Here is a 25,241-nt window from a genome sequence, read left to right on the forward strand (position 1 = left end):
CAGTGTGTCACAAGCGCCTCAGCAGCGCCGGTGAAGGGGGTTCTAAGCATTACAAACATACACCGCAAGCAGAAAATTCCCGAAACTCTCGAAAATCTTCAAAACAATTATTTACTGAAATAAAACAAATGCTTACAAATAGAACCGCGCCCAAATACGGCGACCAACCGCCAAGATGCGTACGGAAAATTGTGTTTCGCACAGGCTTGCTGGCAGACTCAGGCCGAGTCGGGCGGAATCGCACCTCGGAATCGGCTCATCAGGGTCGAGATCGGTAGGCGCAAAGCAAGCAAAGCCAAAATCACGGACAAATAGATCAAGGGTTCGATCTGAAATCCTTTGGCCTGCATTACATAATGCACGCCCCCCAGAACTGCTGCCGGATAGACCAAACGCTGAAGCGCGCGCCAGCCCGGGCCAAGCTGCCGTACTGAAAAGTTGTTCGACGTCACGGCCAGTGGCAGCGTCAGAACAAATGCCGCCATACCCACAGTTATATAGGGGCGCTTCAGGATGTCCGCCCAGATCTGCCCGGGGGCCTGCACATCCAATACCAGCCAAACCAAAAGATGCAGACTGATATATATAAATGTCAAAACGCCCAGCGCCCGCCTGAACTTGATCAGGTTCACGCCGACAAACCTGCGCAGGGGCGATATAGCCAGAACAACAATCAAAAACTGCAATGCCAGTTTGCCGTACTTATGCTCAAGAGCCTCAATCGGGTCGGCACCCAAACCTCCGGTCAGCCCTTGATAGAACAGCCAGGGTGCCGGCAGGACCCCCAGCAAATAGACGGCCCAATCAGGGATCCGACGGAATATCTGGTTCAGCGCGCTCATACTCTCAATAATGCTTGGACAGATCCATGCCTTCGTAAAGCCCGGCGACCTCGTCCTCGTAGCCATTGAACATGAGCGTCGGGATGCGCTTGGCAAACAGCCCACCGCCGATTTGACGCTCCGAGGCCTGCGACCAGCGCGGGTGATCCACATTGGGGTTCACGTTACTATAGAAACCATATTCGCGCGGACCGGCCATGTTCCAGCTTGTCGGTGGCTCAACATCTGACACCGTAATGCGAACGATCGACTTGATGGATTTGAACCCGTATTTCCACGGAACCACCAGACGCAATGGTGCGCCGTTCTGGTTCGGGATCGGCCGGCCATAAATACCAGTGGCCATCAGGGTCAGCGGGTGCATTGCTTCGTCCAGCCGCAGACCTTCACGGTACGGCCAGTCCAGAACCGGATACTGAACACCCGGCATTTCATCTGGACGATAAGCGGTTTCAAAGGCCACGTATTTGGCGCCTTCCTGAACACCGGCCATGTTCAGCAGGTCGGCCAGTTCAAACCCGTTCCAAGGGATCACCATCGACCATGCCTCGACACAGCGAAACCGGTATATCCGTTCTTCGACGGTCATTTCGGACAGGATGTCCTTGAAATTGTAATCGCCGGGCTTGTCCACCAGACCGTCAATTTTGATGCTCCACGGCTCAGTAACAAGAGTATAGGCGTATTTTGCAGGATCTTCTTTCCGCGTACCAAACTCGTAATAATTGTTATAACCGGTGATCTCTTCCCAGGTATTCGGCTCCAGCGCCTCTTGCGCGGTTGCCCCCTGCGCCAGCCCTGCCAATCCGACACCCGCCATCCCGACCATCATCTGGCGCCGGTTCAGAAACGCCGCCCGGGGGGTGACGTCGGCATGTGTCAATGTGTTGGTCCAGCGATGCGCCATCTAAGTCTCCGTCTTCATACATCCTCTGAGGTGAGGTAGTCTGCTGATAGCATAGAGCCAAGGAAACAGGCCTCACGATTGAGCGACCAGTTTGTAACGTATCAAGGGGGTGAGGCTGTTGTCGCGGCACCACCTGTGGTCACCACCTTTACAACGCAGGCCTCAAAAATGCAGGCTGGGCCGCAGGTATTACCAACAAGGGAAAAGATGGACGACCCATCCAACGATTGAAATCCACCAGTGGGAGAAGAAGAATGTGTGACATCTGCGTTATGAATGCCGTCAAAGACAGAATGCTGTCGCGGCGGAGTTTCTTCAAAGCTGCTGCCGCCACGAGCGTTGCGGCTGCGACCACCGGAGCGATTGCACCAGCAGCGCTGGCCGCAGGTCATGGCGGGGTCGAGGACATGACCCATACGCTCAGCCCCGACTTTCCGACCTGGGGAGGCGAACCCGGCATTTCGGCCGAACAGGCGTTCAACTTCGCGGATCACGGCTTTAACCTGTTCAATCTGTCGATCAACGAACATACCGGCACGCATATAGATGCGCCCCTGCATTTCTCCGCAGATGGCATGTCGGTTGATGAGATCCCGGTGACCGATCTGGTCGCGCCGCTTTGTGTCGTCAATATCGCCGCCCGCGCGGCCGAAGACGCCGACACCCGCGTTACCCCGGACGATCTGAAGGCGTGGATTGCGGCCAACGGAGACATCCCCGACGGCGCTTGCGTAGCGATGCATTCCGGTTGGTCCGGCAAGACCGCCACGGACGGGTTCCGCAATTTCGACGGTGAGGCGCAGCACTATCCAGGGTTTCACGTCGAAGCGGCGCAGATGTTAATGGAAGACACCGGCGCGCGGTCGATTGCGGTGGATACCCTGTCGCTGGATCACGGCATGTCCGCTGATTTCGCCACCCACTATACCTGGCTGCCCTCGGGCCGGTTTGGCATCGAATGCCTTGCGGGCCTGGATCGGGTTCCGACCGCGGGGGCCACGCTGGTCATCGGCGCACCGAAACATGCTGGCGGCACCGGAGGTCCGGCACGGATATTCGCGTTGGTCTAAAGCCACGATGCACTAGTGATACAGCATACCTTCAAAGCACGGACCAATGCCCAAACCCATTGCCGAAATCACGCATCGTTACGATACAGCCGCGCCCCGGTGGCGGGACAAGATGCGCGCGCTTGGGTACTATGATGGCTACCTAGAATTCCTGACCTCGAGATTGCCTGTCGCTGACGACGTGACACATGTGGTCGATATTGGGGCTGGCACTGCGTCCTTCGCCGAGGCCTGGGTAGCGGTCCACGGAAAACCGGCCAGGATAACCTTACTTGAACCCAGCGCGGGGATGATCAGGCAAGGCCAAAAGGCTCTGCGGGCGCGGGGGGTCGAACCAGAACTAGCCCAAGGGGTGCTAGGTAATGTCAATCTAGACCCCGTGAGCGTAGCTCTTGCGGCCCATGTGATTGAACATTGCGCAGATCCGTCCCAAGCCTTGCAAGACATTCACAGACTGCTGCGCCCGGGGGGTCGCCTGTTTTTGGTGGTATCAAAGCCACATTGGTGTAACGCCATCATCTGGTTGCAATGGCGACATAGAACGTTTCAGCGCGCGGAGATCTTAGAGCTGCTAGATGAAGCAGGTTTTGATTGCGAAACGGTCTATTCTTTCCCATCTGGCCCACCCTCTCGGACAAGCCGGGGGTTAGTCGCAAAAAAACGCGGGTAAATTCAAGAATGGACCCACCAGTCAAGCGGGTCCATTCAACAATCAGTTTAGGTTCAATGCACCACGGCATCATCCGGTCGTGGTCGCTCAGACGTGCCCAGCCGATCGCCTATGATCAGGCCCTCGGCCCCGGCGGTGACCGGAATAGACTCGCCATCCTTGATCTCACCCGCCAGCAGCGCCTCGGCCAGCGGGTTCTGCAAGGCGCGTTGGATCACGCGTTTCAGTGGGCGAGCACCGAAGACCGGGTCATAGCCCTCGTTGGCCAGCCATTCCTTAGCCCCGTCGTCCAGAACCAGCTCGATCTTCCGCGCGGCCAGGCGTTTTTGCAGGCGTGCCATTTGGATATCGACAATGCCATCCATATCACCCCGTTTCAGGCGGTCGAAGATGATCGTTTCGTCCAGACGGTTCAGGAATTCGGGCCGGAAATGCGCCCGGACCGCATCCATCACATCCCGCCGCGCTTGTGCACTGTCGGCACCGTCGGGCAACTGGCTGAGCGCCTGAGAGCCGAGGTTCGAGGTCAGGATGATCAGCGTTTGCTTGAAGTCCACGGTACGGCCCTGACCATCGGTCAGCACACCATCATCCAGTACCTGCAACAGCACGTTGAACACATCCGGATGCGCCTTTTCGACCTCGTCAAACAGCACAACCTGATAGGGCCTGCGCCGCACGGCTTCGGTCAGCACACCGCCTTCGTCATAGCCGACATAGCCCGGAGGGGCGCCGATCAGACGGGCAACCGCGTGTTTCTCCATGAACTCGGACATGTCGATGCGCACCATCGCGTTGTCGTCGTCGAACAGGAAGTTTGCCACTGCCTTGGTCAGCTCGGTTTTCCCCACGCCGGTTGGTCCGAGGAACAGGAACGAACCCAACGGACGGCCTTCGTCGTTCAAACCTGCACGAGCACGGCGCACAGCGTTGGACACGGCGGTCACCGCTGCATCCTGACCGATCACGCGTGAATGCAGATCGTCTTCCATCCGCAGCAGCTTTTCGCGCTCACCTTCCAGCATTTTCGAGGTCGGGATTCCCGTCCAGCGTTCGACAACGCTTGCGATCTGTTCGGGGCGCACCGTTTCTTCGGCCATCATCTGGCTGCTTTCGGCGTTTTCGGCTTCGGTCAGCTTCTTCTCAAGCTCGGGGATGACGCCATAGGACAGCTCACCCGCCTTGGCGAGGTTGCCTTCGCGCTTGGCGATTTCCAGATCGGCCCGTGCCTTGTCGAGCTGTTCCTTCAGATCGCGCGCACCAGCCAGCTTGTCACGTTCGGCTTGCCACTGGGCAGTCATCTCGGCAGATTGCTCCTGCAGATCGGCCAGATCCTTTTGCAAGGTTTCCAGACGATCCTTCGATGCCGCATCATCTTCGAGCTTCAGCGCCTGTTCCTCGATCTGCATCTGCAGAATCTGGCGATCCAGCTGATCGAGTTCTTCGGGCTTGCTGTCCACTTCCATCCGCAAGCGAGCCGACGCTTCATCGACAAGGTCGATAGCTTTATCGGGCAGGAAGCGATCAGTGATGTAGCGATGCGACAGGGTCGCTGCCGACACCAAAGCCGAGTCCGAGATACGCACACCATGGTGCAACTCGTACTTTTCCTTGATACCGCGCAGGATGCTGATCGTGTCCTCGACAGTCGGTTCCTGAACCACAACCGGCTGGAACCGGCGCGCCAAAGCCGCGTCTTTTTCCACGTATTTACGATACTCATCCAGCGTGGTGGCACCGATACAATGCAGCTCACCCCGGGCAAGCGCAGGCTTGATCAGGTTGGCAGCATCCATCGCGCCGTCGGATTTGCCCGCACCCACTAGCGTGTGCATCTCATCAATGAACAAGATGATTTCACCGGCGGCTTCGGTCACTTCGGTCAAAACCGCCTTGAGGCGTTCTTCGAACTCACCACGGTATTTCGCACCTGCGATCAGCGCACCCATGTCGAGCGCGAGCAGCTTTTTATCCTTTAGCGATTCCGGCACATCCCCATTGATGATGCGCAGGGCCATACCTTCGGCAATCGCGGTTTTACCCACGCCGGGCTCGCCGATTAGAACGGGGTTGTTCTTGGTGCGGCGCGACAGAACCTGCATCGAGCGGCGGATTTCCTCATCCCGCCCGATAATCGGGTCGATCTTGCCCTCAGCCGCCGCTTCGGTCAGGTCACGCGCGTATTTCTTGAGCGCATCATAGCCCTCTTCCGCCGATGCGGTGTCAGCAGTGCGGCCCTTGCGGATGTCATTGATGGCTTCGTTCAGTTTCTGCGCCGTCACCGCGCCATCTTCCAAAGCATCCTTGGCTTTGGATTTCACCATGCAAAGCGCCATCAGAATACGTTCAACCGGCACGAAACTATCGCCTGCCTTGGTGGCGATCTTTTCAGCTTCATCCAGAACTTTGGCGGTCTGACCATCCAGATAAACCTGGCCCGCATCGCCACTGACCTTGGGAATTTTGGCCATGGACGCATCCAGTGCGTTAACGACACGGCTGGGCGCTCCGCCTGCGCGGGTGATCAGATTGCTGGCCAGCCCCTGATCATCGTCCATCAAGGCTTTGAGTATATGTTCAGGGGTCAACCTCTGGTGCCCCTCGCGCATCGCAATCGTTTGCGCTGCCTGCACGAAACCTCGTGCCCGCTCGGTGAACTTGTTCAAGTCCATATTTTGCTCCTTCTCTAAGCGCCCGGTTTTGACGCGCCCGCCTGGCAGCGCGCGTCGGTCTGGGCCTCACATTCAATCTGGGAAATATCTTGCGCGGTTCAAGGGGTCTGCCAACAGAATCCAACCTACCGACGCGGCACAGAATAAACTGTATACCCCCCAGTTTTCGCCACAGAACGCGCACCGTACATATCGACAAGCGATTGCGCCGCATCGCTGCCTGTCGGGCAGGAAACCAGATCGGCGGCGTCATCCAGAAAATCCACGGTAAAGGCGGATTCCCCTGTAACCTGACAGTCATCATCCATCGAACGATAACCACCAATCAGCCGGAGGTTGTCGTTTGTCGGAGACCTCAGGACTGTATCAGCAGCCTCTTTTTCCAGCGCCATGTCCTGACACCCGGCCAGCATCAGCCCCGCGCAGATTGCGATAGTGGGTTTCGTAAACTGTCTCATTCCGAATTCCGTCCCAGTTGCACAACGCGATAATAGCACAGTTGGAAACCTCTGCCGTGATCTGAATCACGCAAGGCGCGCATGGACAGAAGCGCACGAAACCGTTAGGACGCAGACGTTTGCCAAAAAGGAGCCCCCAATGTCCGATGACCGCCTGATTGTAGCCCTTGATGTCCCCAACGCCCTGGACGGTCTGGCCTTGGCCGAGAGGTTGGGGGACAGTGTCTCATTCTACAAGATCGGTCTGGGAATGCTGACAGGGGGCGGGCTAGCCCTGGCGAACGAGTTAAAGCAGGATCAGGGCAAGCGCATCTTTCTGGACATGAAACTGTTCGACATCGGTAATACGGTGGAAAATGCGGTGCGCGGTCTGGCACAGTTCGATTTGGATTTCCTGACCGTACATGGTGACCCGCACGTGGTGCGGGCCGCCAAAGAGGGTGCGTCTGGCAAAGACCTCAAGATACTGGCCGTGACCATCCTGACCTCGTTGAACCGGGATGATCTGGATGCCAGCCTGCTGAAGTCGGGCGATGTCCGGGACCTGGTTGTCGAACGCGCAGCCAAAGCGTTGGAGGCGGGTGCCGATGGCGTCATCGCCAGCCCGCAAGAGGCCGCGCTGATCCGTGCCCTGCCCCAAGCCGAAAACCGCTTGATCGTGACACCCGGCGTTCGGCCCGCCGGTGCCGCTCTGGGAGATCAGAAACGGGTCGCAACCCCGGCAAATGCCATCGGTGATGGTGCCGATCACATCGTCGTCGGGCGCCCAATCTATCAGGCGCAAGACCCTAAAGCCGCCGCAGAGGCGGTGCTTGCAGAGTTAAATTCCTTATCCCGACACTAGGGCAATCCGGCTAAATCAGGCTAAATTTTCGCAAGAACAACCCGCAAACAGTTGACCTTAGGTCACTTTTCACCTGATCCGCGCCAAATCGTCCCTGTGCCCCAAAACACACATGCAAAACACGAGTTTCCACTGTGTGAACTGGGTTCTATCGAAAAATTCGATTTTGAGAGAATCTAAGTAGGTGATACTCCCCGCGGACCATCTCTTCCTGAGGTCCGTCACCTCCCCCCGCCACTTTGCGGGGGGCCTTCTTTTGGCAGATCTGGTTCCTACCCTCACTGTGCGGGTTTTGCCCGTGGCATGCGAATGATATAGTCACCGAACCTTACGGACCGCATGGAAGACGGGAAAAGAAAATGCCCGGCCTCTGCCGAGATTGCCTGACAGAACTGACTAAGGAACGCCGCTGCCCGGTCTGCGGCAGCCCGCGCGTCAAAACGCATCCTGAATTGTTTGACCTGTCCATCGCACATATGGATTGCGATGCCTTCTACGCCTCTGTCGAAAAACGGGACAATCCGGAGCTGGCCGACAAACCCGTCATTATCGGGGGCGGCAAGCGCGGTGTTGTTTCTACGGCTTGTTATGTAGCCCGGATTCGCGGCGTCCGTTCGGCAATGCCGATGTTCAAAGCGTTGCAACTATGCCCCGACGCTGTCGTGATCAAACCGCGCATGTCGGTCTATGCCGAGGCTTCGCGCCAAATCAGGTCGATGATGGACGAGCTGACGCCGATTGTTGAACCGCTGTCCCTGGACGAAGCGTTCATGGACCTATCCGGCACGCAACGTCTGCACGGCGCTCCACCCGCCGTCATGCTTGCACGATTGGTCAAGCGGATGAAGGCCGAGTTGGGGCTGACCGGGTCAATCGGGCTGTCACATAACAAGTTTCTGGCCAAGGTCGCATCCGATCTGGACAAGCCGCGCGGATTTTCGGTGATCGGCAAGGAAGAGACATCCGCGTTTCTGAACGACAAGCCAGTGCGCCTGATCTGGGGCATAGGCCCTGCGGCGCAGGAATCGCTGGACCGCGCAGGCATACGCTTGTTCTCGGACCTGTTGCGCTGGGACCAAGAGGATCTGACCGCGCGGTTTGGCTCCATGGGCTACCGGCTGTGGCATCTGGCCCGCGGTCAGGACAAGCGCCGGGTTTCGGCACATGAACCGATGAAGTCCATCAGCAACGAAACGACCTTTTTTGAGGATACGGCCAATGCCGACATTCTGGATGGGCACCTTTGGCGGATGGCGGAAAAAGTCTCGGATCGGGCCAAGGCCAAGGGGCTGGCCGGGCGGGTTGTGACGCTCAAACTGAAAAGAGCCAATCACAAACTCATTACGCGACGCGTTTCTCTTCGCGATGCCACACAGATTGCCGATCGGATCTATCGCACAGCACGGGCGCTGTTCGATAAGGTTGGTGATCAGGGCCCCTATCGGCTGTTGGGGTGTGGCCTGTCGGATCTGTGCCCCGAGGATCAGGCGGATATTTCAGGGGATCTGCTGGATCCGGATGCCTCGCGCAGGTCGCAGGCCGAACGCGCCACGGATGAGATTCGCCGCCGTTTTGGGACGGATGCCATCGTCAAAGGACGTGCCCTGCGCTGAGGTTATTCGGCTGCGAGCTGCAGCGGCTCAGGTCCGATCCGCGCAATATCCATGATGATTTCGCCCAGGGTCTCTTTGAAGGCAGCGAAATTGTCATTCGGCTCGATCCTGCTTTCATCCATATACAGGGATCTGTCGATCTCGATCTGTACAGCATGCTGGTGGCGGCTGGGGCGTCCATAGGTCTGGGTCACATAGGCCCCGGCAAACGGCGTATTTCGGGCCACACTCAGACCCGCCGAGACGAAAGCGGCCTCTATCTGTTCGACGACCTCTGGCGCTGCAGAGGCACCGAACCGATCCCCCAGCACGATCTCGGGACGTCTGGAATTGACTGTTGACGCAAGGGCCACGGCTTCGTGCGGCATCGAATGACAGTCGATCAGAATCGCCTGCCCGAATTCCTGATGCGACTCTGCCAACAACGATTTGATCCGGGCATGATAGGGACGCCAACAGGTATCGATTCGCAGACGCGCCTCATCCATGGTCAGCTTACCGCGATAGATTTCTCGACCATTGGCGACCACACGCGGAATCACCCCCAGCCCGGACGCTACCCGCGGGTTATGGCCTTGGCGGCGCGCGCCCTGAATAAGGGCTGGATCCAGCTCTTCTGCGCTGCGGTTCAGATCGACATAGGCGCGTGGCATCATCGCCGAAATCAGTGGCGCACCATGGTCCGCCGCTGATGAAAACAACTGATCCACAAAAGCATCCTCGGAAGATCGAATCACATCTTGGCTGAGAATCGATCGCTTCATCAGCCCATTTGGATAGTTTCGACCGCTATGCGGAGAGGAAAAAACCACACAGGACGTGCGCTTGGCAGGCATATCCAGTAGGTAAGCAGCGTTTTGCATGGCGACTCCTTGTTCGCACCAAACATAGACCGGAAAATAGTTCTACCAAACCCCTTGAACCCTTTTGCGACTCCTTTTATAGACCCCGCTACCGGCGCGGGGTTCCGCGCCCCATTTCGTTATGGGGTTGGCCACGCGACGGTTTCATGGGCGGTTAGCTCAGCGGTAGAGCACTTCGTTGACATCGAAGGGGTCACAAGTTCGATCCTTGTACCGCCCACCATGAACTCACTGCTTCGGATTTCCGGGGCACCCGCAAACCCAGGCGCTGGCCACGTCCTTGATGAAGGCGCCGCAGATTGGAGACAGACCCATGAAGGTCAAGAACTCGCTCCGCTCGCTCAAGAACCGGCACCGTGATTGCCGGGTTGTGCGTCGCAAAGGCCGCGTCTACGTGATCAACAAGACGCAGCGTCGGTTCAAAGCTCGTCAGGGCTAAGAACTGCACATACTGAATTCAAAGAACCGCGCCTTCGGGTGCGGTTTTTTTTGTCCGGCATTTCAACCAGATGTAATGCGGACGGAACTGCAGGAATTCGCTCAGAAAGTTCGGTTCTAAGATTCAACGTTGTGATAGGGCGATCTCGTGCTACGCTTTCCGTGATTTTATGACGGGAGGTCGGATTGGCCAACGATGATCTGGACAAGATATTCGGAACAACTCTGACCGACATGGTAGCCGATATAGGCCGCAGTGTGGCCCAGGCGGCCGAACAGCTTAGCATTGATCAGCTGAAAGCGCTGAAGAACTACCCCCAGGAACTGCGCGATCTTGGCATCCCGCCGGTCTTTTATCACATGCAGGATGTCGATGTGGAACTGAAGGTCGTCATGGAGATGAGCAGTTCCACCGAAGAAGGCCAACGCAGCAGGATTGGCACCTTTATTTTTGGCCCGAAGCTGACTCAGACAGACACGCTCGATTCCAAAAGCGCGTCCACGATGCGAATGCGTTTCGCGCCCGGTCCCGTAGATGAGAGCAGATCTTTGGATGGCAATGATGGCAACTAAGAAAGTCAAAGCCCCAAAAAGAGCGCCCATAGATGTCCGCGTCACCGAGATGCCCGAGGCATTCACCACTCTGCTTCAGTCACTTGAAAACCGCATGACGGCAATGGAGGCGCGCGAAGTCGCGCTGCTCGAGACGATCAACGACCTCCAAGAACGGATCGACGATCTGGAAGAAGGCAGCGGCGGCATGTTGATGGGCGCGGGTAACCCGGTGATGAACCCGATGGCCGAGGGCCGCGCGGCAATGGGAGCGGACGATCCTGACACACAGGTCGTCAACGCGCAGGAATTCTCGCAAGCCCTGGGTGAACAGATCCTCGCCGGGTCTGATGGGAGCAGTGATTTCACCATCGACAACGTCAAAGTCGAAGCGGTTGTTGGGTTGGGTCAGGACGGCACCAAAGCCCAAATCGCGACGAATGCCCGAAAACAGGCGATCAGCCAGAACGCTTCCAAGGTCACTTTTTCCGTCAGGAGGCGGACCGCCACGCAAATTATTGAGAAAGACTGAATTAACAGAGGAGATTGGAAATGAGTATCGGGCAGGAACTGCTAAACGTCCCGTTTGCGGAAATGGTTCAAAAGCTTGCGCTTTCCGTTGCCGAGTCGCAGACCGAGTTGGATCGACATTCTACAGATGTCGCCAAATATATGGCCGATCAGAAGATCCAGCTTCCGGACCTGTCCAATCCCAATGGCCCCCCCAAAGAATTCAGTTTGGTTTCCATGGGCTTTCTACCCGCATTCTACGCGGTGCAAGAAGCCGAAATTGAGGTCAAAATGGCGATCTCAATGACTAAGCAAACCGAAAAAGCGGGCAGCGCTTCGGTCAAAGGTGGTTGGGGCCCTGTCGCAGCGCAGGTCAATGCCAGCTATTCCTCGCGCTATGCTTACAGCCAAGAAGGCGCAAGCAGGCTGACCATCAAACTGGCCCCGGCCGATCCGCCGGTCCTGCTGCAGAAATACATGGAAGCTGTCACACAGGTCATGCTGAAAAAAGAACCGGTGTTGACCGACGACCCGGACCCTGAGCCGGCCCCCGCACCTGTCCCGGACCCGTCTCCACCTGAACCTGAAAAAAGACAGAGAAAGCGCTAAGCAGCGTCTCTCGATCTTTCAGTTTTTAAATCAACACGACTAGGCCAGCCATGACGGCGTAGCCAGGATGGGCTTTGCCGACCCTAAGGCCCCGCTGTGCTGCACCACTTGGTCGGAGCCAGCGACATGTTGGCGGTGATTTGACCAACTAATTTTGTCGGAATTTCTTGCATCCCCCTGAGAATCGTTTAATTGACCATTTCAGTCGGGTTATTACCCGCGCCGATTTTCAATGTTGGGACACATGATGCTGAAATCCTCTACCTGCGTTGCCGCCGCCCTGACGGCCCTGATCGCGACCTCTGCCGCTGCCGAGGGCGAACTGAACCTTTATTCTTCGCGCCACTACGACACTGACGAACGCCTCTATTCCGATTTCGAAGAGGCCACCGGTATCACCATCAACCGCATCGAAGGCAAAGCGGACGAGCTGATTGCTCGGATGGAGGCCGAGGGCGCGAACTCACCCGCAGATATCTTGCTGACCGTTGATACCTCGCGTCTGGCGCGCGCCAAGAACGCAGGTATCCTGCAGCCGGTCGAAAGCGCGGTTCTGGAAGAACGTATTCCCGCCAACCTGCAGGACGAAGACAACCAGTGGTATGGCTTTTCGCAGCGCGCGCGGATCATCTTCTTTGACAAGGCCGATGTGACCAACCCGCCCGCGTCTTATCTGGATCTGGCCAAGCCCGAATACAAAGGTCTGGTCTGCATCCGGTCGTCCAGCAACACCTATAACCAGACCCTGCTGGCCTCGATCATCACAAACCACGGCACGGAAACCGCCAAGACCTGGGCCGAAGGCATGGTCGCGAACATGGCGCGCGAACCGCAAGGCGGCGACACTGACCAGCTGCGCGGCATTGTTTCGGGTGAATGCGAGATCGCCGTTTCGAACTCCTACTACTTTGCCCGTGCAATGCGTAAAGACGTCAAAGGCCTGAGCGCAGAGATTGACATGATCGGCGTCCAGTTCCCAGCGCAAGAAGCCGAAGGCGCACATATGAACTTGTCCGGTGCTGGCGTTGCCGCAAATGCTCCGAACAAGGACAACGCGATCAAGTTTCTGGAATACCTCGCCAGCGATCAGGCACAGGTTTATTTCTCGAATGGCAATGACGAATTCCCGGCGGTCGAAGACGTCGCCCTTGCGGATAACGTGGCAGCGCTGGGTGAGTTCAAAGCCGACGAGATCAACCTGTCCGAGGTTGCCAAGAACATCCCCGAGGCACAGAAGATCTTTAACGAGGCCGGCTGGAAGTAATCTTTCATTCTATCGAGCAGAAGGGCGCAGTTTTCTGCGCCCTTTTTCTATTGTGAAGTTATGTTTTCTGGTCAATAATCTCATATACGGAAATGTTTCCCATATACGAGCTATGCCTGATACCCTATCCGACCGCCTTGCAAACCACCTGAATCATCTTCGCCAAACGCGGAGATGGTCGCTGGATCAGTTGGCGGAACACAGCGGTGTCAGCCGAGCCACCCTGTCGCGTATGGAAAAGGGGGATGTCAGCCCCACCGCGGAAACTCTGGGCCGGTTATGTGCCGCCTATGGGCTGCCGATGTCGCGCCTATTGATGATGGTCGAGGACAGTTTCGCCCCGCGCGTTCCCTTCGAAAATCAACCCGAATGGCGCGACCCCGAAACCGGCTTTACCCGCCGGTCCGTCTCCCCTCCGGCCGCGGGCCTGAGCGGAGAGGTCATGGAAGGCCATCTGCCCCCTGGCGTTGTGATCACCTATGACACGCCGCCAAAACACGGGCAGGAGCATCACCTGATCATGCTGGATGGTGGCCTGACCCTGACCGTGGATGGAACCGCGCATCATCTGACCAGCGGGGATTGCCTGCGCTATCACCTGTCTGGCCCGACACGTTTCGAAACCCACGCCGAGCGCGGTGCGCGGTATTTGATGGTGCTGATATGATATCGCGACTGACAGCCAATGACCTGAACAACGCTCTGGATGACCTGACAGAGATACTGCACGCCTGCGTGCATGACGGGGCGAGTATCGGGTTCATTCAGCCATTTCCGTCGGACGACGCGCAGCGCTATTGGCAGTCCCATGTCTGGCCAAACATCCAGACCGGCGCGGCCGAGATATTCGTCTATCGTGATGGCGAACGGATTGTCGGCACCGCACAGCTGGTGCCTGCCGCGATGCCCAACCAAGCGCATCGCGCCGACGTATCCAAGCTGCTTGTTCATCCCCGCGCGCGACGGCGGGGCATTGGGCGGGCGCTTATGGCGGCGGTTGAGGCGCGGGCACGCGAACTGGGGCGGTCCCTTTTGGTGCTGGACACGCGCAGCACGGACCCGTCGCTCCTCCTCTATCAAAGCCTTGGGTTTGAAATTGCCGGAGAGATTCCGAACTACTGCCGCAGCCCGGAAAATGATCGGCTGGAACCAACAACCTTCATGTTCAAAGACCTTAGCTGAGAGGGCGATCAGTCCACGGTGCTAACGGCAGTATAAAGCCGCCGAAACCGCCCCAGGCGTTCAAATAACGCATACATTTCAACAGGCTCGAACCTGTCCGTCGTCGCAGGTTGCTCGGCCAAATCAGCTATGGTCAGCGCACCGTCAGCACAGGCCGCCAGCCGGGCGGCACCATAGGCCGGGCCGGATTCCGCCCCCACTGATCGCACTATGGGCTTCTCGGTTACGGCTGAAATCAGACCCAGCAACAGATCAGATCGACTGCCCCCGCCAATCGCTGCAAGCTCTGGCAAACTGCCAATGGTGTCGCCAAAACTCTGTGCCGCATCAGCAAAACAAAAGGCAATTGCCTCGACCACCGAGCGGCAGATCTCGGCACGCGTTGTGGCGTCCTCAAGGCCAAAGAAACAGGCTCGGATATGCGGGTCCCCCAGGGGGCTGCGCTCACCTGTCAGGTAGGGCAGAAATATGGGCACGCGATCACCACTGACGGTTTCTGCAAGCCCGACAATCTCTGCAGCAGACAGCCCCAGCTGATCACCAATCCACGAAATGGGCCTTGCCCCGTTCAGCATCGCCGCCATTTGATACCAGCGGTCGGGCAATGTATGCGCAAACGCATGGACATAGCGTTCGGGGTTGGGCTTGTATTTACGATCCGCAACAAACAACTGACCGGATGTCCCCAACGAGATAAACCCACGTCCAGGTTCGGTTGCGCCCAATGACACCGCACCGGTTGCCGCATCCCCTCCCCCGGCCACGACAGGCACGCCGGAGTTCAATCCGGTCTCAGCTGCAGCCCGAACTGTTACCGTGCCAACGACATTGTGGCCGTCGAACATCTGCGGCAGCCAGTCAACAGCGACATCCGTGGCTTCCGCCATTCCGGTATGCCAGCGGCGTGAAGCCTGATCGAGCCACATTGTTCCTGCGGCATCGGAAGTATCGGTTGCCAGCTCTCCATGCAGACGCAGGCCGATATAATCCTTGGGCAGCAGGATATGGGAGAGTCGGGCATAATTGTGCGGTTCATGCCGTTTCAGCCAGGCAATCTTGGGGGCCGTAAAGCCGGGCAAAGGCAGGACGCCTGCGATGTGACCAACCTGTGGCTGTGCCGCGCGAATGTCGTCGCATTCGCGGACCGCGCGGCTGTCATTCCACAGAATTGCCGGACGGATGGGGCATTGGTCGCGGTCCAACAGCACGGCCCCGTGCATCTGCCCCGACAATCCGACTGCTTTCACATCCGACAGGGAGATTTCGCCAGCAAGCAGGCCCAACGCATCGCGCGTCGCCTGCCACCAAATCTCCGGGTTCTGCTCGGACCAGCCGGGCTGTGGCGACGACGTCCCGATGCCGACTGACGAGGTCGCAAGAATTCGGCCGGCATCCGCGCAGACAAGTTTGACCGCTGACGTTCCGATGTCGATCCCAAGATACATTCACACCCCTTGCCTTGCATAATTCCGATATCACCGGCCAGGCTATTGATTTTTTTGCGCGCGCAAAGAATATGTAAAACTATGATAAGATCAAGGCGGACGAACAGACTGGCATGACGAAGATCAGGAACATGGAAGAGTTTGCGGCCCTCAGCGGCATCTCTCGGCCCACAGTATCGAAATATTTCCAGGACCCAGACAGTGTTCGACCCACAACACGGCTCCGTATCGAAGAGGCGCTTGAGCGGTTCGACTATCGCCCCAACATCTATGCGGTGAACCAAAACCGGAAACTGACCAAGAATATCGGCATCGTGGTTCCCTATCTTGCCGATCCGTTCTTTGCCGAAATCGCGCGCTATCTGGAACAAAGCTGTATTGCTGCGGGGTATCGCCCGTCGCTGTTCAGCTCGCATGGTGATCCCAAGCTGGAAATCGAAATTCTTGACGGCCTTAAATCCATGAAGCCTGCCGGGGTCCTGCTGGCACCTTTGGGGCGCACGTCGGATCGGTCAGCGATCGAAAAGTTTTGCGCCAATGTGCCGACAGTCCTGTTTGACAGTAATCTTGAAGGTTTGGGTGCAGCCTTTATTGGATCGGACAATTTCAGTTTCGTCTCGCAGACAGTCGAATACATGACCCGCACCGGCGAACCGCCTTCATTCTTCGAAATGCGCACCCCCGCCAACCCAAACGCCAACAAGCGACGGAAGGCCTATATCGAAGTGATGGAGCGCCTTGGGTTCGATCCTCATATCATCAAAGTCGACGGCAAGGGTTGGGCATTTGAGGAAATCGGTCACAGGGGGGCGCTGAAAGTTCTGTCAGATCGCGAGCTGAGGACGGACTCGGTCTTGTGCAGCAACGACCGTTTGGCCATCGGCTTTCTTGCTGCTTGCTATGAACAAGGGATTCGGGTCGGTCGCAAAGACGATTCTACGCTGCGCTTGGCCTCAAATGATGACCATCCCTTTGCAAAATTCACATGCCCATCCCTGACTACAGCAGCTCATGATTATGACAACGTAGCCGGGCGCAGTGTGGAGACTTTGTTTGAACTCATTGAAAACGGGGGGAAATTTGACACTCGAACCGAGACTCTTTTCCCCGCGAGGTTGGTTTTAAGGGATTCCGCGTGACCTCATATTTTTAACGCGCGTAAAGTTTTTATTGACGGCGCGACAATTTTAAAACTACCCTCTCTGCACGACATCCAAGCTCAGGGAGGACAGGGATGTATCTCAAGAACGCACTTCGTGCGGCGACAGCAATGACTTTCGTCGCCACGGCAGCAGCCCAAGCGGATACCTTAACAATAGCGACCGTGAACAACGGCGACATGATCCGGATGCAGGGCTATACCGATAAATTCACCGAAGCGACCGGCATCGATGTCGAGTGGGTTACGTTGGAAGAGAACGTGCTGCGCCAGCGCGTGACAACGGATATCACGACCAAAGGTGGCCAATTCGACATCATGACCATCGGTATGTACGAGACGCCGATCTGGGGCGCGAACGGCTGGTTGGTTCCCCTAGACGGGCTGTCGGATGAATACGACGTAGGTGACATCCTGCCCGCCATGTCAGGCGGCCTTAGCCATGATGGAACGCTCTACGCGGCTCCGTTCTACGGCGAAAGCTCGATGATCATGTATCGCACTGACCTGATGGAAAAAGCCGGTATGGAAATGCCGGATGCTCCTACTTGGGAGTTCATCCGCGAAGCGGCTGCTGCGATGACCGATCGCGACGCTGATATCAACGGTATCTGCCTGCGCGGCAAGGCCGGTTGGGGCGAAGGCGGTGCTTTCATCACAGCGATGTCCAATTCCTTTGGTGCGCGCTGGTTTGATGAAGATTGGAAGCCGCAGTTCGATCAGCCTGAATGGGCTGACACGTTGAACTTCTACGTAGGTATGATGAACGAGTCCGGCCCCGCAGGTTACGCCACTAACGGATTTAACGAAAACCTGTCGTTGTTCCAGCAGGGCAAATGCGGCATGTGGATCGACGCAACGGTCGCGGCTTCTTTCGTGACCAACCCGACAGACTCGACAGTCGCGGATAGCGTCAGCTTTGCACTTGCACCCGACACGGGGCTTGGCAAGCGCTCGAATTGGTTGTGGGCGTGGGCTCTGGCAATTCCGGCTGGTACGGAACAGGCAGACTCGGCCAAACAGTTCATCGAGTGGGCAACATCCAAAGACTACATCGAACTCGTAGCCGAGAACGAAGGTTGGGCCAACGTGCCTCCGGGTGCACGTACGTCGCTGTACGAAAATCCGGACTATCAGGCGGTTCCGTTCGCCAAGATGACGTTGGACTCGATCCTGTCGGCTGATCCGAACAATCCGACTGTAAAGCCAGTGCCTTACGTTGGTATCCAGTTTGCAGCGATCCCGGAATTCGCAGGTATTGCCACGCAGGTGAGCCAGGAGTTCTCGGCAGTTTATGCCGGGCAGCAGACAGTAGAAGAAGCTCTTGCCAAAGCGCAAGCCTTCACTGCCGAAGAAATGGAAGCCGCAGGCTACTAAGGCCTCCTTCCCAGCGGGTGGACAGAGGTCTGTCCCCCGCTTCACCCTTCCACAACTCGCGTTTTTCTCGCAGGCTGAGCTATGCCTGAACAGAGAGGTTTTGCGTCATGGCTACTCAACATTCCCGATCAGTTGCACGCCTGATGATGGCACCTGCGGTGATCCTGCTTCTTGGCTGGATGCTCGTGCCTCTGACGATGACGCTGTATTTTTCCTTCAAGAAATACCTGCCCCTGCGCGGCGGTGATCTGGGATGGGTCGGCTTGGACAACTACGTCCGGTTCGTCTCCTCCAGTTCCTTCTGGCCCGCGGTTCAGGCCACGCTGATGATCGTCGGCGGCGTGCTTGCCATCACGGTTGTTCTGGGCATCCTTCTGGCAATGCTGCTGGATCAGCCGATGTGGGGCCAAGGCGTTGTCCGCATCCTAGTGATCGCACCGTTCTTTGTGATGCCGACCGTTTCCGCATTGGTCTGGAAGAACATGTTCATGGACCCGGTCAACGGGTTGCTGGCTCATCTGTGGCGCTTTTTCGGGGCTGAGCCAGTTTCCTGGCTATCCGAGGCGTCGATGACGTCAATCATCATGATCGTATCGTGGCAATGGCTGCCGTTTGCGACGCTGATCCTGCTGACCGCGATCCAGTCGCTGGACAGTGAACAGTTGGAGGCCGCAGAAATGGACGGCGCGCCACCGCTCAAGCGCTTTTACCATATCATCCTGCCGCATCTAAGCCGCGCGATCACCATTGTGATCCTGATCCAGACGATTTTCCTGTTGTCGATCTTCGCCGAAATCTTCGTGACCACCGGCGGCGCCTTCGGCACCCGTACACTCACCTACCTGATCTTCCAGCGCGTGCTAGAGGGCCAGAACGTCGGCCTTGGATCAGCCGGAGGTGTCTATGCAATCATCCTTGCCAATATCGTTGCGATCTTCCTGATGCGCATCGTCGGCAAGAACCTGGACGCGTGAGGAGGTAACGATATGAGCCGCTCAGTTACACCCCGTCGCAAGTCGCTTAACACCGCCCTGGCATGGGCCGTTGGTCTGCTGATCTTTTTCCCGATCCTCTGGACCATCCTGACCAGCTTCAAGACCGAAGCACAGGCCATCGCCAGCCCGCCGCTGTTTCTGAACTTTGACTGGACGCTGGAAAACTATGCCATCGTTCAGGAACGCTCAGACTATATGCGGTTCCTGTGGAATTCGGTGATCATCGCGGGTGGTTCGACCATATTGGGCGTGATCATCGCGGTGCCCGCCGCCTGGGCGATGGCCTTTGTGCCATCAAAACGCACCAAGGACATCCTGCTGTGGATGCTGTCCACCAAGATGCTGCCTGCGGTCGGTGTTCTATACCCGATCTACCTGCTGTTCATCCGGCTTGGGCTTTTGGACAGTCGCGCAGGTCTGGTTGTGGTTCTGATGCTGATCAACCTGCCGATCATTGTATGGATGCTCTACACCTATTTCCGCGAAATCCCCGGCGAGATCCTGGAAGCCGCCCGCATGGACGGGGCAACGCTGAAGGAAGAAATCCTTTACGTGCTGACGCCGATGGCGGTGCCCGGTATCGCCTCGACCATCCTGTTGAACTTTATCCTCGCCTGGAACGAGGCGTTCTGGACCCTCAACCTGACCGCAGTTGACGCGGCACCGCTGACGGCCTTCATCGCCAGCTACTCCAGCCCCGAGGGCCTGTTCTTTGCCAAACTCAGCGCGGCATCGACCATGGCAATAGCACCAATCCTGATCCTTGGCTGGTTCAGCCAGAAACAACTTGTCCGCGGCCTGACCTTCGGCGCCGTGAAATAAGGAAAACTCCGCATGGGACGCATTCAACTCAAATCCGTGACCAAGAAATTTGGCGACGTTGAAGTCATTCCGCCGCTGGACCTGACCATTCAAGATGGCGAGTTCACTGTCTTCGTCGGCCCCTCTGGCTGCGGCAAGTCCACCTTGTTGCGGCTGATTGCCGGGCTCGAGGACATCACTTCGGGCAGTATCGACATTGACGGGGCGGACGCCACCGATGTCCCACCCGCAAAGCGCGGTCTGGCGATGGTGTTCCAGTCCTACGCGCTGTACCCGCATATGACGGTGCGCAAGAACATCGCGTTCCCGCTACGCATGGCCAAGCTGGACCAGGCCGAGATTGACCGCCGCGTAGAAGGCGCTGCTGATGTTCTAAACCTGACCGATTACCTGGATCGCCGACCGGGCCAACTGTCCGGCGGTCAACGCCAGCGCGTTGCCATTGGCCGCGCCATCGTACGTGAGCCTGCGGCGTTTCTGTTTGACGAACCACTCTCGAACCTCGACGCCGCCTTGCGCGTTGGAATGCGGCTTGAAATCAGCGAGCTACACAAGCGTCTTGCAACCACGATGATCTATGTGACCCATGATCAGGTCGAGGCGATGACGATGGCCGACAAGATCGTCGTGCTGCAGGCCGGTGTGATCGAACAGGTGGGCAGCCCGCTCGAGCTGTATAAGACTCCGCGAAACCTGTTTGTCGCGGGCTTTATCGGCTCACCCAAAATGAACTTCATTGCGGGCGAAGAGGCCGCGAAACATGACGCCCATACGATCGGGGTCCGCCCCGAGCATCTGGAGGTATCCGACAGTTCCGGCACCTGGTCCGGGGTGGTTGGGGTTTCCGAACATCTGGGCTCGGACACGTTCTTCCACATTCACGAAACCGGCCTTGCGGACACGATCACCGTACGAGCGGGGGGTGAAGTTGGCTTCAACCACGGCGACCGTATCTATCTGACGCCACGCGCGGATGTGATCCATCGGTTTGACGCAAAGGGCCTGCGGATCGAATGACACGTCTGGTCGGTAAAACCGCCCTGATCACCGGGGCCGCGCGTGGCATTGGACTGGCCTTTGCCAAAGCCTATGTTGCCGAAGGGGCCCGTGTCGCGCTGGCCGACATTGACGGCGCGCGCGTGCAAGCCGCGGCCGCCGAAATCGGTGAGGCCGCTTTGGCTATCGAGATGGATGTGACCAACCAGCAGAGCATCGATGCCGCGGTGGCAAAGACGGCTTCACATTTCGGTCCCATCGACATTCTGATCAATAACGCTGCCATCTTTACCGCAGCACCCATCATCGAAATCGAGCGCACCGACTACAACCGAGTTTTCGACATCAATGTCTCAGGCGCCCTGTTCACGATGCAGGCCGTCGCGCGCCACATGATCGAACACGGGACCAAAGGCCGGATCATCAACATGGCATCGCAAGCCGGACGACGGGGCGAGCCTCTGGTCGCCGTCTATTGCGCAAGCAAAGCCGCTATCATTTCGCTTACCCAATCTGCAGGGCTGAACCTGATCCAACACGGCATCAACGTGAATGCCATCGCTCCGGGTGTTGTCGATGGCGAACACTGGGATGGTGTGGACGCCTTTTTTGCAAAGCATGAGGGTAAAGAGCCCGGGCAGAAGAAACGCGAAGTAGCCGCAGCGGTGCCGCTCGGACGGATGGGCCGTGCCGAGGACCTGACCGGAATGGCCGTGTTTCTGGCCTCAGACGAGGCGCAGTATATCGTCGCGCAAACCTATAATGTCGACGGCGGGAACTGGATGAGCTGATGGATCCTCTGGCAAACGCAAATCCCCCGGTGCGGCTGCGGCGCGACAGCCTTGCAGATATGCCTGCGACTGTCAGGACACCGAATTACCTGCCCACAGACCTGAAACCCGGCATCGTCCATATCGGGCTGGGCAATTTTCACCGCGCGCATCAGGCCTGGTATATCCACCAGTTGATGCAACAGGGCCAAGCACTGGACTGGGCGATCATCGGGGCCGGTGTCCGCAGCTATGATGCCGAAATGCGAGAGAGGTTGCTGGCGCAGGACTGTCTGACAACACTGATCGAGCTGGACCCAAAGGGAATATCCGCCGAAATTGTCGGAGCCCTGATCGACTACCTGCCAATCGAAGAGGGCAATGCGACGCTGATCCGGCAGATGGCCGATCCGTCCATCCGGATTGTGTCGCTTACAGTGACCGAGGGCGGCTATTTTCTGGACGCCAATACCGGCGCGTTCAACGCCGATCACGAAGACATTCGATACGATGCCGCCCATCCAGACCAGCCGCGAACCGCGTTTGGCGCCATTGTTGCAGCTCTTCGACAGCGCAAGAAGGAGGGTTTGAAACCCTTTACCACGCTCAGCTGCGACAACCTTCAGGGCAACGGGGTGATCCTGCGAAACTGCATTGTTGGTTTGGCGCGTATGTCTGACCCGAATCTAGCCACATGGATCGACCAATATGGCGCATTTCCCAATTCGATGGTGGATTGCATTGTGCCTGCTACGACAGAGCAGGTTGTTTCGCAATGCCACGGACTTGGAATCGATGACCGCGTCCCTGTCTCACATGAAAACTTTCGCCAATGGGTGATCGAGGACAATTTTTGCGCAGGGCGTCCGCCGCTCGAACAAGTCGGTGTCACACTGACCCACGATGTTCATAGCTATGAGACGATGAAACTGCGTATTTTGAACGGCGGTCATCAGCTGCTTGCGAATGTCGGAGAAATCCTGAACGTCCCGACGATTTCACGATGCATGCAGGACTCTGATATCCTGGCGTTTTTCGCTAAAATTCAGGCAGAAGAAATCCTCCCGCATGTCGCTGCTGTCCCCGGCGCTAAACCAAGTGAATATCTTGATCTGGTCGAAAAGCGATTTGCAAACACCGCCATCCATGACACCACGCGCCGCGTCGCGTTTGACGGATCCTCACGGCATCCCGGGTTCTTGCTGCCTTCGCTGCGTGACGCAGTTGCCTCGGACCCTGCCCCCAGCGGGCTGGCCCTGGCCGAGGCATTCTGGTGCCGGATGTGTGCAGGCAGGCGCGAGGATGGGTCTGAAATTGCGCCAAACGACCCCCATTGGGACACTCTTCAGCACATCGCGCTGGCGTCCAGAGATGATCCGAAACTGTGGATCGAGCAGGATCAATATTACGGCGAGATTGGCCGTGATACCCGCTTTGGTCAGGACTTTTCTTTTTGGCTGACCAAGATCTGGAGACATGGCAGCCGCGCTGCGATAGCAGACTACGTCGCGCAGACGTCCACGTCAGAGTAACCGGTCAAAACACATGGAGATCAGTCGCGGGCCAAGACCGCGCAGTTCCGTGACGTATCACGTGCAAACGCGGCGCAGGGGTTCTGACACTGCAAATTGGCGCGCACCCATAAAAACTGTAGGTGCTCTCATAACGCTGCATCGCCGCCATCGATTTTACTCACAAAAATTGAAGACTTTTGCGCATGAATTTGCACGATTTGCCCATAACATTGCGCGGTTCGAGAAACGCGCTCAATTGATGGTAGTCACCAAACATCTTCTTCAACTAAAGCCGGGCGTTTCTCAATCAAGAGTAAATTCTTATTGGAAATATTCGACCCTGATCATAGGGAAGCAGTTCTTTCGAGGGCTTGTGATAGATCCTCGCTTCGAGAATGGATATTTCCGTAATTGCCAAGTGAGCGCGCCCAAACCGACGCGCTCACTTTGCTTGGTATTGCTTGTCACTACGGAGTTAAGAGCGATGTATCACTCTGCTGCAACAGCTTCCTCTTCCAGTGCCGGGTAGTCGGTGTACCCTTTTTCATTGCCGCCGTAGAGCGTGGTTGGATCGAGCTCATTCAGAGCGGCGCCTTTCTCCAACCGGTTGACGAGATCAGGGTTGGAAATAAACGGCCGGCCAAAGGCCACCAGATCGACGGCTCCGGTTTCAACAGCTTCAACCGCCATTTCCCGGTCATAAGCGTTGTTGCCCATTTTCGCACCGTCAAACAACTCATAGAGCGCCTTCAGATCGCCACCTTCCGGAATTTCGCGGGGGCCGCCGGTCTGCCCCTCCACAAGATGGAGATAGGCCAGCCCATACCCATTCAGCAATTTGACCGCATGAGTGAATGTCGCCTGCGGGTCGCTGTCGGAGATGTTGTTGGCGTCCGAGAACGGGCTTAGGCGGACACCAACACGGTCGGCGCCCCACACGTCAACAACTGCGTCCATGACCTCTTTCAGAAACCGTGCTCTGTTCTCGACAGGACCGCCGTATTCGTCTTCACGCTTGTTGGATTCGTCCCGCAGGAACTGATCGATAAGGTATCCGTTGGCTGCATGGACCTCGACACCGTCGAAACCGGCCTCCTTGGCGTTTTCCGCGGCCCTCCGGTAGTCAGCAACAATGCCAGCAATTTCTTCGACGGCCAGAGCCCGCGGCTCGGATGTTTCGACGAACTGCTCACCATCAAAGGTCTTGGCCTTAGCGCCGATCGCAGATGGCGCAACAGGGGCACCGCCATCCGGCTGTAAGCTTGTATGCGAAATCCGGCCCACATGCCAAAGCTGGATCACAATCTTGCCACCCTCAGCATGGACGGCCTCAGTCACTTTTCTCCAGCCGTCGATCTGCGTTTCGGAATAAATGCCAGGTGTCCAGGCATAGCCTTTGCCTTGGGGCGAGATTTGCGAAGCTTCCGTGATGATCAATCCAGCACCCGCCCGTTGCACGTAGTACTTGGTCTGCAATTCATGGACGCTGTCATCTTCGGCTCTTGCCCGGTTGCGGGTCAGTGGCGCCATGACAACGCGGTTTTTCAGCTCGATTGCACCAGCTTTGATGCCGGAGAACAGTTTTTCATCAGCCATTGCTGCTTCCTTCTTTGGTAAACTTCGTTCAGATATTATTGGACCAATTAGTCCAATATTAGGGTCACTGTCT

The 25,241-nt window shown here is 57.2% G+C and carries 25 protein-coding genes and 1 tRNA gene; 19 read left to right on the forward strand and 7 right to left on the reverse strand.

Annotation, left to right across the window (positions count from 1 at the left end):
- Positions 1-218: 218 nt before the first annotated feature.
- Both msrQ and msrP read right to left on the reverse strand, forming a co-directional pair.
- Entirely contained in the window at positions 219-842 is a 624-nt protein-coding gene (msrQ, locus tag AC2FH8_RS11440) for a protein-methionine-sulfoxide reductase heme-binding subunit MsrQ (protein WP_142639507.1), read from the reverse strand.
- A 4-nt stretch (positions 843-846) separates the two neighbouring features.
- Positions 847-1,749, reverse strand: a complete 903-nt coding sequence (msrP, locus tag AC2FH8_RS11445) for a protein-methionine-sulfoxide reductase catalytic subunit MsrP (RefSeq protein WP_496689812.1) — start codon at positions 1,747-1,749, stop codon at positions 847-849.
- 254 nt (positions 1,750-2,003) lie between these two features.
- Here msrP and AC2FH8_RS11450 point away from each other — a divergent pair, with 254 nt between their 5' ends.
- On the forward strand, positions 2,004-2,819 hold the full coding sequence (locus tag AC2FH8_RS11450) for a cyclase family protein (protein ID WP_496689813.1): 816 nt from the start codon (positions 2,004-2,006) through the stop codon (positions 2,817-2,819).
- A gap of 112 nt (positions 2,820-2,931) precedes the next feature.
- A complete protein-coding gene (locus tag AC2FH8_RS11455; protein WP_496689893.1) occupies positions 2,932-3,489 on the forward strand; it encodes a class I SAM-dependent methyltransferase in 558 nt (185 codons plus the stop codon).
- 53 nt (positions 3,490-3,542) lie between these two features.
- Here the strand turns inward: AC2FH8_RS11455 and clpB are convergent, their stop codons facing one another.
- Both clpB and AC2FH8_RS11465 read right to left on the reverse strand, forming a co-directional pair.
- Entirely contained in the window at positions 3,543-6,161 is a 2,619-nt protein-coding gene (gene clpB / locus AC2FH8_RS11460; protein ID WP_142639513.1) for an ATP-dependent chaperone ClpB, read from the reverse strand.
- Between the two features lie 125 nt (positions 6,162-6,286).
- A complete protein-coding gene (locus AC2FH8_RS11465) occupies positions 6,287-6,619 on the reverse strand; it encodes a hypothetical protein (protein ID WP_142639515.1) in 333 nt (110 codons plus the stop codon).
- Positions 6,620-6,758: 139 nt separating this feature from the next.
- On the opposite strand from AC2FH8_RS11465, the gene pyrF reads away from it, so the two are divergent.
- Positions 6,759-7,463 (forward strand): orotidine-5'-phosphate decarboxylase, encoded by a 705-nt coding sequence (gene pyrF / locus AC2FH8_RS11470; protein ID WP_142639517.1) that lies wholly within the window; start codon positions 6,759-6,761, stop codon positions 7,461-7,463.
- A 359-nt stretch (positions 7,464-7,822) separates the two neighbouring features.
- Entirely contained in the window at positions 7,823-9,076 is a 1,254-nt protein-coding gene (locus AC2FH8_RS11475) for a DNA polymerase IV (RefSeq protein WP_496689814.1), read from the forward strand.
- A 2-nt stretch (positions 9,077-9,078) separates the two neighbouring features.
- On the opposite strand, the gene AC2FH8_RS11480 is transcribed toward AC2FH8_RS11475, so the two are convergent.
- Entirely contained in the window at positions 9,079-9,939 is an 861-nt protein-coding gene (locus AC2FH8_RS11480) for an N-formylglutamate amidohydrolase (RefSeq protein ID WP_142639521.1), read from the reverse strand.
- Positions 9,940-10,087: 148 nt separating this feature from the next.
- On the opposite strand from AC2FH8_RS11480, the gene AC2FH8_RS11485 reads away from it, so the two are divergent.
- The 8 genes from AC2FH8_RS11485 to AC2FH8_RS11520 all read left to right on the forward strand — a co-directional run bounded on the left by AC2FH8_RS11485 (position 10,088) and on the right by AC2FH8_RS11520 (position 14,494).
- Positions 10,088-10,162 (forward strand) — tRNA-Val (locus tag AC2FH8_RS11485).
- A gap of 90 nt (positions 10,163-10,252) precedes the next feature.
- Positions 10,253-10,378 carry a type B 50S ribosomal protein L36 gene (gene ykgO, locus AC2FH8_RS11490; RefSeq protein WP_008562923.1) on the forward strand — a complete coding sequence of 42 codons (126 nt, stop codon included), beginning with the start codon at positions 10,253-10,255 and terminating at the stop codon, positions 10,376-10,378.
- Between the two features lie 185 nt (positions 10,379-10,563).
- Entirely contained in the window at positions 10,564-10,950 is a 387-nt protein-coding gene (locus AC2FH8_RS11495) for a hypothetical protein (RefSeq protein ID WP_271951870.1), read from the forward strand.
- Complete coding sequence (locus tag AC2FH8_RS11500) at positions 10,940-11,461, forward strand: hypothetical protein (protein ID WP_142639525.1); 522 nt, start codon at positions 10,940-10,942, stop codon at positions 11,459-11,461. Before AC2FH8_RS11495 ends, AC2FH8_RS11500 begins: the two co-directional genes overlap by 11 nt.
- A gap of 20 nt (positions 11,462-11,481) precedes the next feature.
- Positions 11,482-12,048, forward strand: coding sequence for a hypothetical protein (locus tag AC2FH8_RS11505; RefSeq protein WP_271951874.1), 567 nt, complete (start codon positions 11,482-11,484; stop codon positions 12,046-12,048).
- Between the two features lie 247 nt (positions 12,049-12,295).
- Positions 12,296-13,312 carry a Fe(3+) ABC transporter substrate-binding protein gene (locus AC2FH8_RS11510; RefSeq protein WP_496689815.1) on the forward strand — a complete coding sequence of 339 codons (1,017 nt, stop codon included), beginning with the start codon at positions 12,296-12,298 and terminating at the stop codon, positions 13,310-13,312.
- Positions 13,313-13,424: 112 nt separating this feature from the next.
- Positions 13,425-13,979 carry a helix-turn-helix domain-containing protein gene (locus AC2FH8_RS11515; protein WP_271951877.1) on the forward strand — a complete coding sequence of 185 codons (555 nt, stop codon included), beginning with the start codon at positions 13,425-13,427 and terminating at the stop codon, positions 13,977-13,979.
- On the forward strand, positions 13,976-14,494 hold the full coding sequence (locus AC2FH8_RS11520; RefSeq protein ID WP_281973692.1) for a GNAT family N-acetyltransferase: 519 nt from the start codon (positions 13,976-13,978) through the stop codon (positions 14,492-14,494). The genes AC2FH8_RS11515 and AC2FH8_RS11520 overlap by 4 nt, the downstream gene beginning before the upstream one ends.
- A gap of 8 nt (positions 14,495-14,502) precedes the next feature.
- Here the strand turns inward: AC2FH8_RS11520 and xylB are convergent, their stop codons facing one another.
- On the reverse strand, positions 14,503-15,939 hold the full coding sequence (xylB, locus tag AC2FH8_RS11525) for a xylulokinase (protein WP_496689816.1): 1,437 nt from the start codon (positions 15,937-15,939) through the stop codon (positions 14,503-14,505).
- A 113-nt stretch (positions 15,940-16,052) separates the two neighbouring features.
- Between xylB and AC2FH8_RS11530 the strand changes: the two genes are divergently transcribed.
- The 7 genes from AC2FH8_RS11530 (at position 16,053) to AC2FH8_RS11560 (ending at position 23,590) form a co-directional block, all read left to right on the forward strand.
- Positions 16,053-17,078, forward strand: a complete 1,026-nt coding sequence (locus tag AC2FH8_RS11530) for a LacI family DNA-binding transcriptional regulator (RefSeq protein WP_496689817.1) — start codon at positions 16,053-16,055, stop codon at positions 17,076-17,078.
- A 95-nt stretch (positions 17,079-17,173) separates the two neighbouring features.
- Entirely contained in the window at positions 17,174-18,475 is a 1,302-nt protein-coding gene (locus AC2FH8_RS11535; protein WP_142639538.1) for an ABC transporter substrate-binding protein, read from the forward strand.
- A gap of 107 nt (positions 18,476-18,582) precedes the next feature.
- Entirely contained in the window at positions 18,583-19,449 is an 867-nt protein-coding gene (locus AC2FH8_RS11540; RefSeq protein WP_142639539.1) for a carbohydrate ABC transporter permease, read from the forward strand.
- A 12-nt stretch (positions 19,450-19,461) separates the two neighbouring features.
- A complete protein-coding gene (locus AC2FH8_RS11545) occupies positions 19,462-20,292 on the forward strand; it encodes a carbohydrate ABC transporter permease (protein ID WP_142639541.1) in 831 nt (276 codons plus the stop codon).
- Between the two features lie 12 nt (positions 20,293-20,304).
- Complete coding sequence (locus AC2FH8_RS11550) at positions 20,305-21,309, forward strand: ABC transporter ATP-binding protein (protein WP_281973690.1); 1,005 nt, start codon at positions 20,305-20,307, stop codon at positions 21,307-21,309.
- A complete protein-coding gene (locus tag AC2FH8_RS11555; RefSeq protein ID WP_282027850.1) occupies positions 21,306-22,079 on the forward strand; it encodes an L-iditol 2-dehydrogenase in 774 nt (257 codons plus the stop codon). Before AC2FH8_RS11550 ends, AC2FH8_RS11555 begins: the two co-directional genes overlap by 4 nt.
- Positions 22,079-23,590 (forward strand): mannitol dehydrogenase family protein, encoded by a 1,512-nt coding sequence (locus tag AC2FH8_RS11560; protein WP_282027849.1) that lies wholly within the window; start codon positions 22,079-22,081, stop codon positions 23,588-23,590. The genes AC2FH8_RS11555 and AC2FH8_RS11560 overlap by 1 nt, the downstream gene beginning before the upstream one ends.
- 471 nt (positions 23,591-24,061) lie before the next feature.
- Here AC2FH8_RS11560 and AC2FH8_RS11565 read toward each other — a convergent pair whose 3' ends face one another.
- The gene (locus tag AC2FH8_RS11565; protein WP_496689818.1) at positions 24,062-25,168 is read right to left on the reverse strand and encodes an alkene reductase; all 1,107 of its coding nucleotides are present in this window, start codon (positions 25,166-25,168) and stop codon (positions 24,062-24,064) included.
- Positions 25,169-25,241 lie beyond the last annotated feature (73 nt).

The sequence above is a fragment of the Ruegeria sp. CDSC025 genome (assembly GCF_059610805.1).

Coding starts and splice junctions, on each gene's coding strand:
- AC2FH8_RS11530 (WP_496689817.1), top strand. CDS start 16,053: ATGACGAAGATCAGGAACATGGAAGAGTTTGCGGCCCTCAGCGGCATC.
- AC2FH8_RS11500 (WP_142639525.1), top strand. CDS start 10,940: ATGGCAACTAAGAAAGTCAAAGCCCCAAAAAGAGCGCCCATAGATGTC.
- AC2FH8_RS11505 (WP_271951874.1), top strand. CDS start 11,482: ATGAGTATCGGGCAGGAACTGCTAAACGTCCCGTTTGCGGAAATGGTT.
- clpB (WP_142639513.1), bottom strand. CDS start 6,161: ATGGACTTGAACAAGTTCACCGAGCGGGCACGAGGTTTCGTGCAGGCA.
- AC2FH8_RS11565 (WP_496689818.1), bottom strand. CDS start 25,168: ATGGCTGATGAAAAACTGTTCTCCGGCATCAAAGCTGGTGCAATCGAG.
- AC2FH8_RS11480 (WP_142639521.1), bottom strand. CDS start 9,939: ATGCAAAACGCTGCTTACCTACTGGATATGCCTGCCAAGCGCACGTCC.
- msrP (WP_496689812.1), bottom strand. CDS start 1,749: ATGGCGCATCGCTGGACCAACACATTGACACATGCCGACGTCACCCCC.
- AC2FH8_RS11510 (WP_496689815.1), top strand. CDS start 12,296: ATGCTGAAATCCTCTACCTGCGTTGCCGCCGCCCTGACGGCCCTGATC.
- AC2FH8_RS11465 (WP_142639515.1), bottom strand. CDS start 6,619: ATGAGACAGTTTACGAAACCCACTATCGCAATCTGCGCGGGGCTGATG.
- AC2FH8_RS11520 (WP_281973692.1), top strand. CDS start 13,976: ATGATATCGCGACTGACAGCCAATGACCTGAACAACGCTCTGGATGAC.
- AC2FH8_RS11535 (WP_142639538.1), top strand. CDS start 17,174: ATGTATCTCAAGAACGCACTTCGTGCGGCGACAGCAATGACTTTCGTC.
- AC2FH8_RS11560 (WP_282027849.1), top strand. CDS start 22,079: ATGGATCCTCTGGCAAACGCAAATCCCCCGGTGCGGCTGCGGCGCGAC.
- AC2FH8_RS11475 (WP_496689814.1), top strand. CDS start 7,823: ATGCCCGGCCTCTGCCGAGATTGCCTGACAGAACTGACTAAGGAACGC.
- AC2FH8_RS11540 (WP_142639539.1), top strand. CDS start 18,583: ATGGCTACTCAACATTCCCGATCAGTTGCACGCCTGATGATGGCACCT.
- AC2FH8_RS11555 (WP_282027850.1), top strand. CDS start 21,306: ATGACACGTCTGGTCGGTAAAACCGCCCTGATCACCGGGGCCGCGCGT.
- AC2FH8_RS11450 (WP_496689813.1), top strand. CDS start 2,004: ATGTGTGACATCTGCGTTATGAATGCCGTCAAAGACAGAATGCTGTCG.
- xylB (WP_496689816.1), bottom strand. CDS start 15,939: ATGTATCTTGGGATCGACATCGGAACGTCAGCGGTCAAACTTGTCTGC.
- pyrF (WP_142639517.1), top strand. CDS start 6,759: ATGTCCGATGACCGCCTGATTGTAGCCCTTGATGTCCCCAACGCCCTG.
- AC2FH8_RS11515 (WP_271951877.1), top strand. CDS start 13,425: ATGCCTGATACCCTATCCGACCGCCTTGCAAACCACCTGAATCATCTT.
- msrQ (WP_142639507.1), bottom strand. CDS start 842: ATGAGCGCGCTGAACCAGATATTCCGTCGGATCCCTGATTGGGCCGTC.
- ykgO (WP_008562923.1), top strand. CDS start 10,253: ATGAAGGTCAAGAACTCGCTCCGCTCGCTCAAGAACCGGCACCGTGAT.
- AC2FH8_RS11550 (WP_281973690.1), top strand. CDS start 20,305: ATGGGACGCATTCAACTCAAATCCGTGACCAAGAAATTTGGCGACGTT.
- AC2FH8_RS11455 (WP_496689893.1), top strand. CDS start 2,932: ATGCGCGCGCTTGGGTACTATGATGGCTACCTAGAATTCCTGACCTCG.
- AC2FH8_RS11545 (WP_142639541.1), top strand. CDS start 19,462: ATGAGCCGCTCAGTTACACCCCGTCGCAAGTCGCTTAACACCGCCCTG.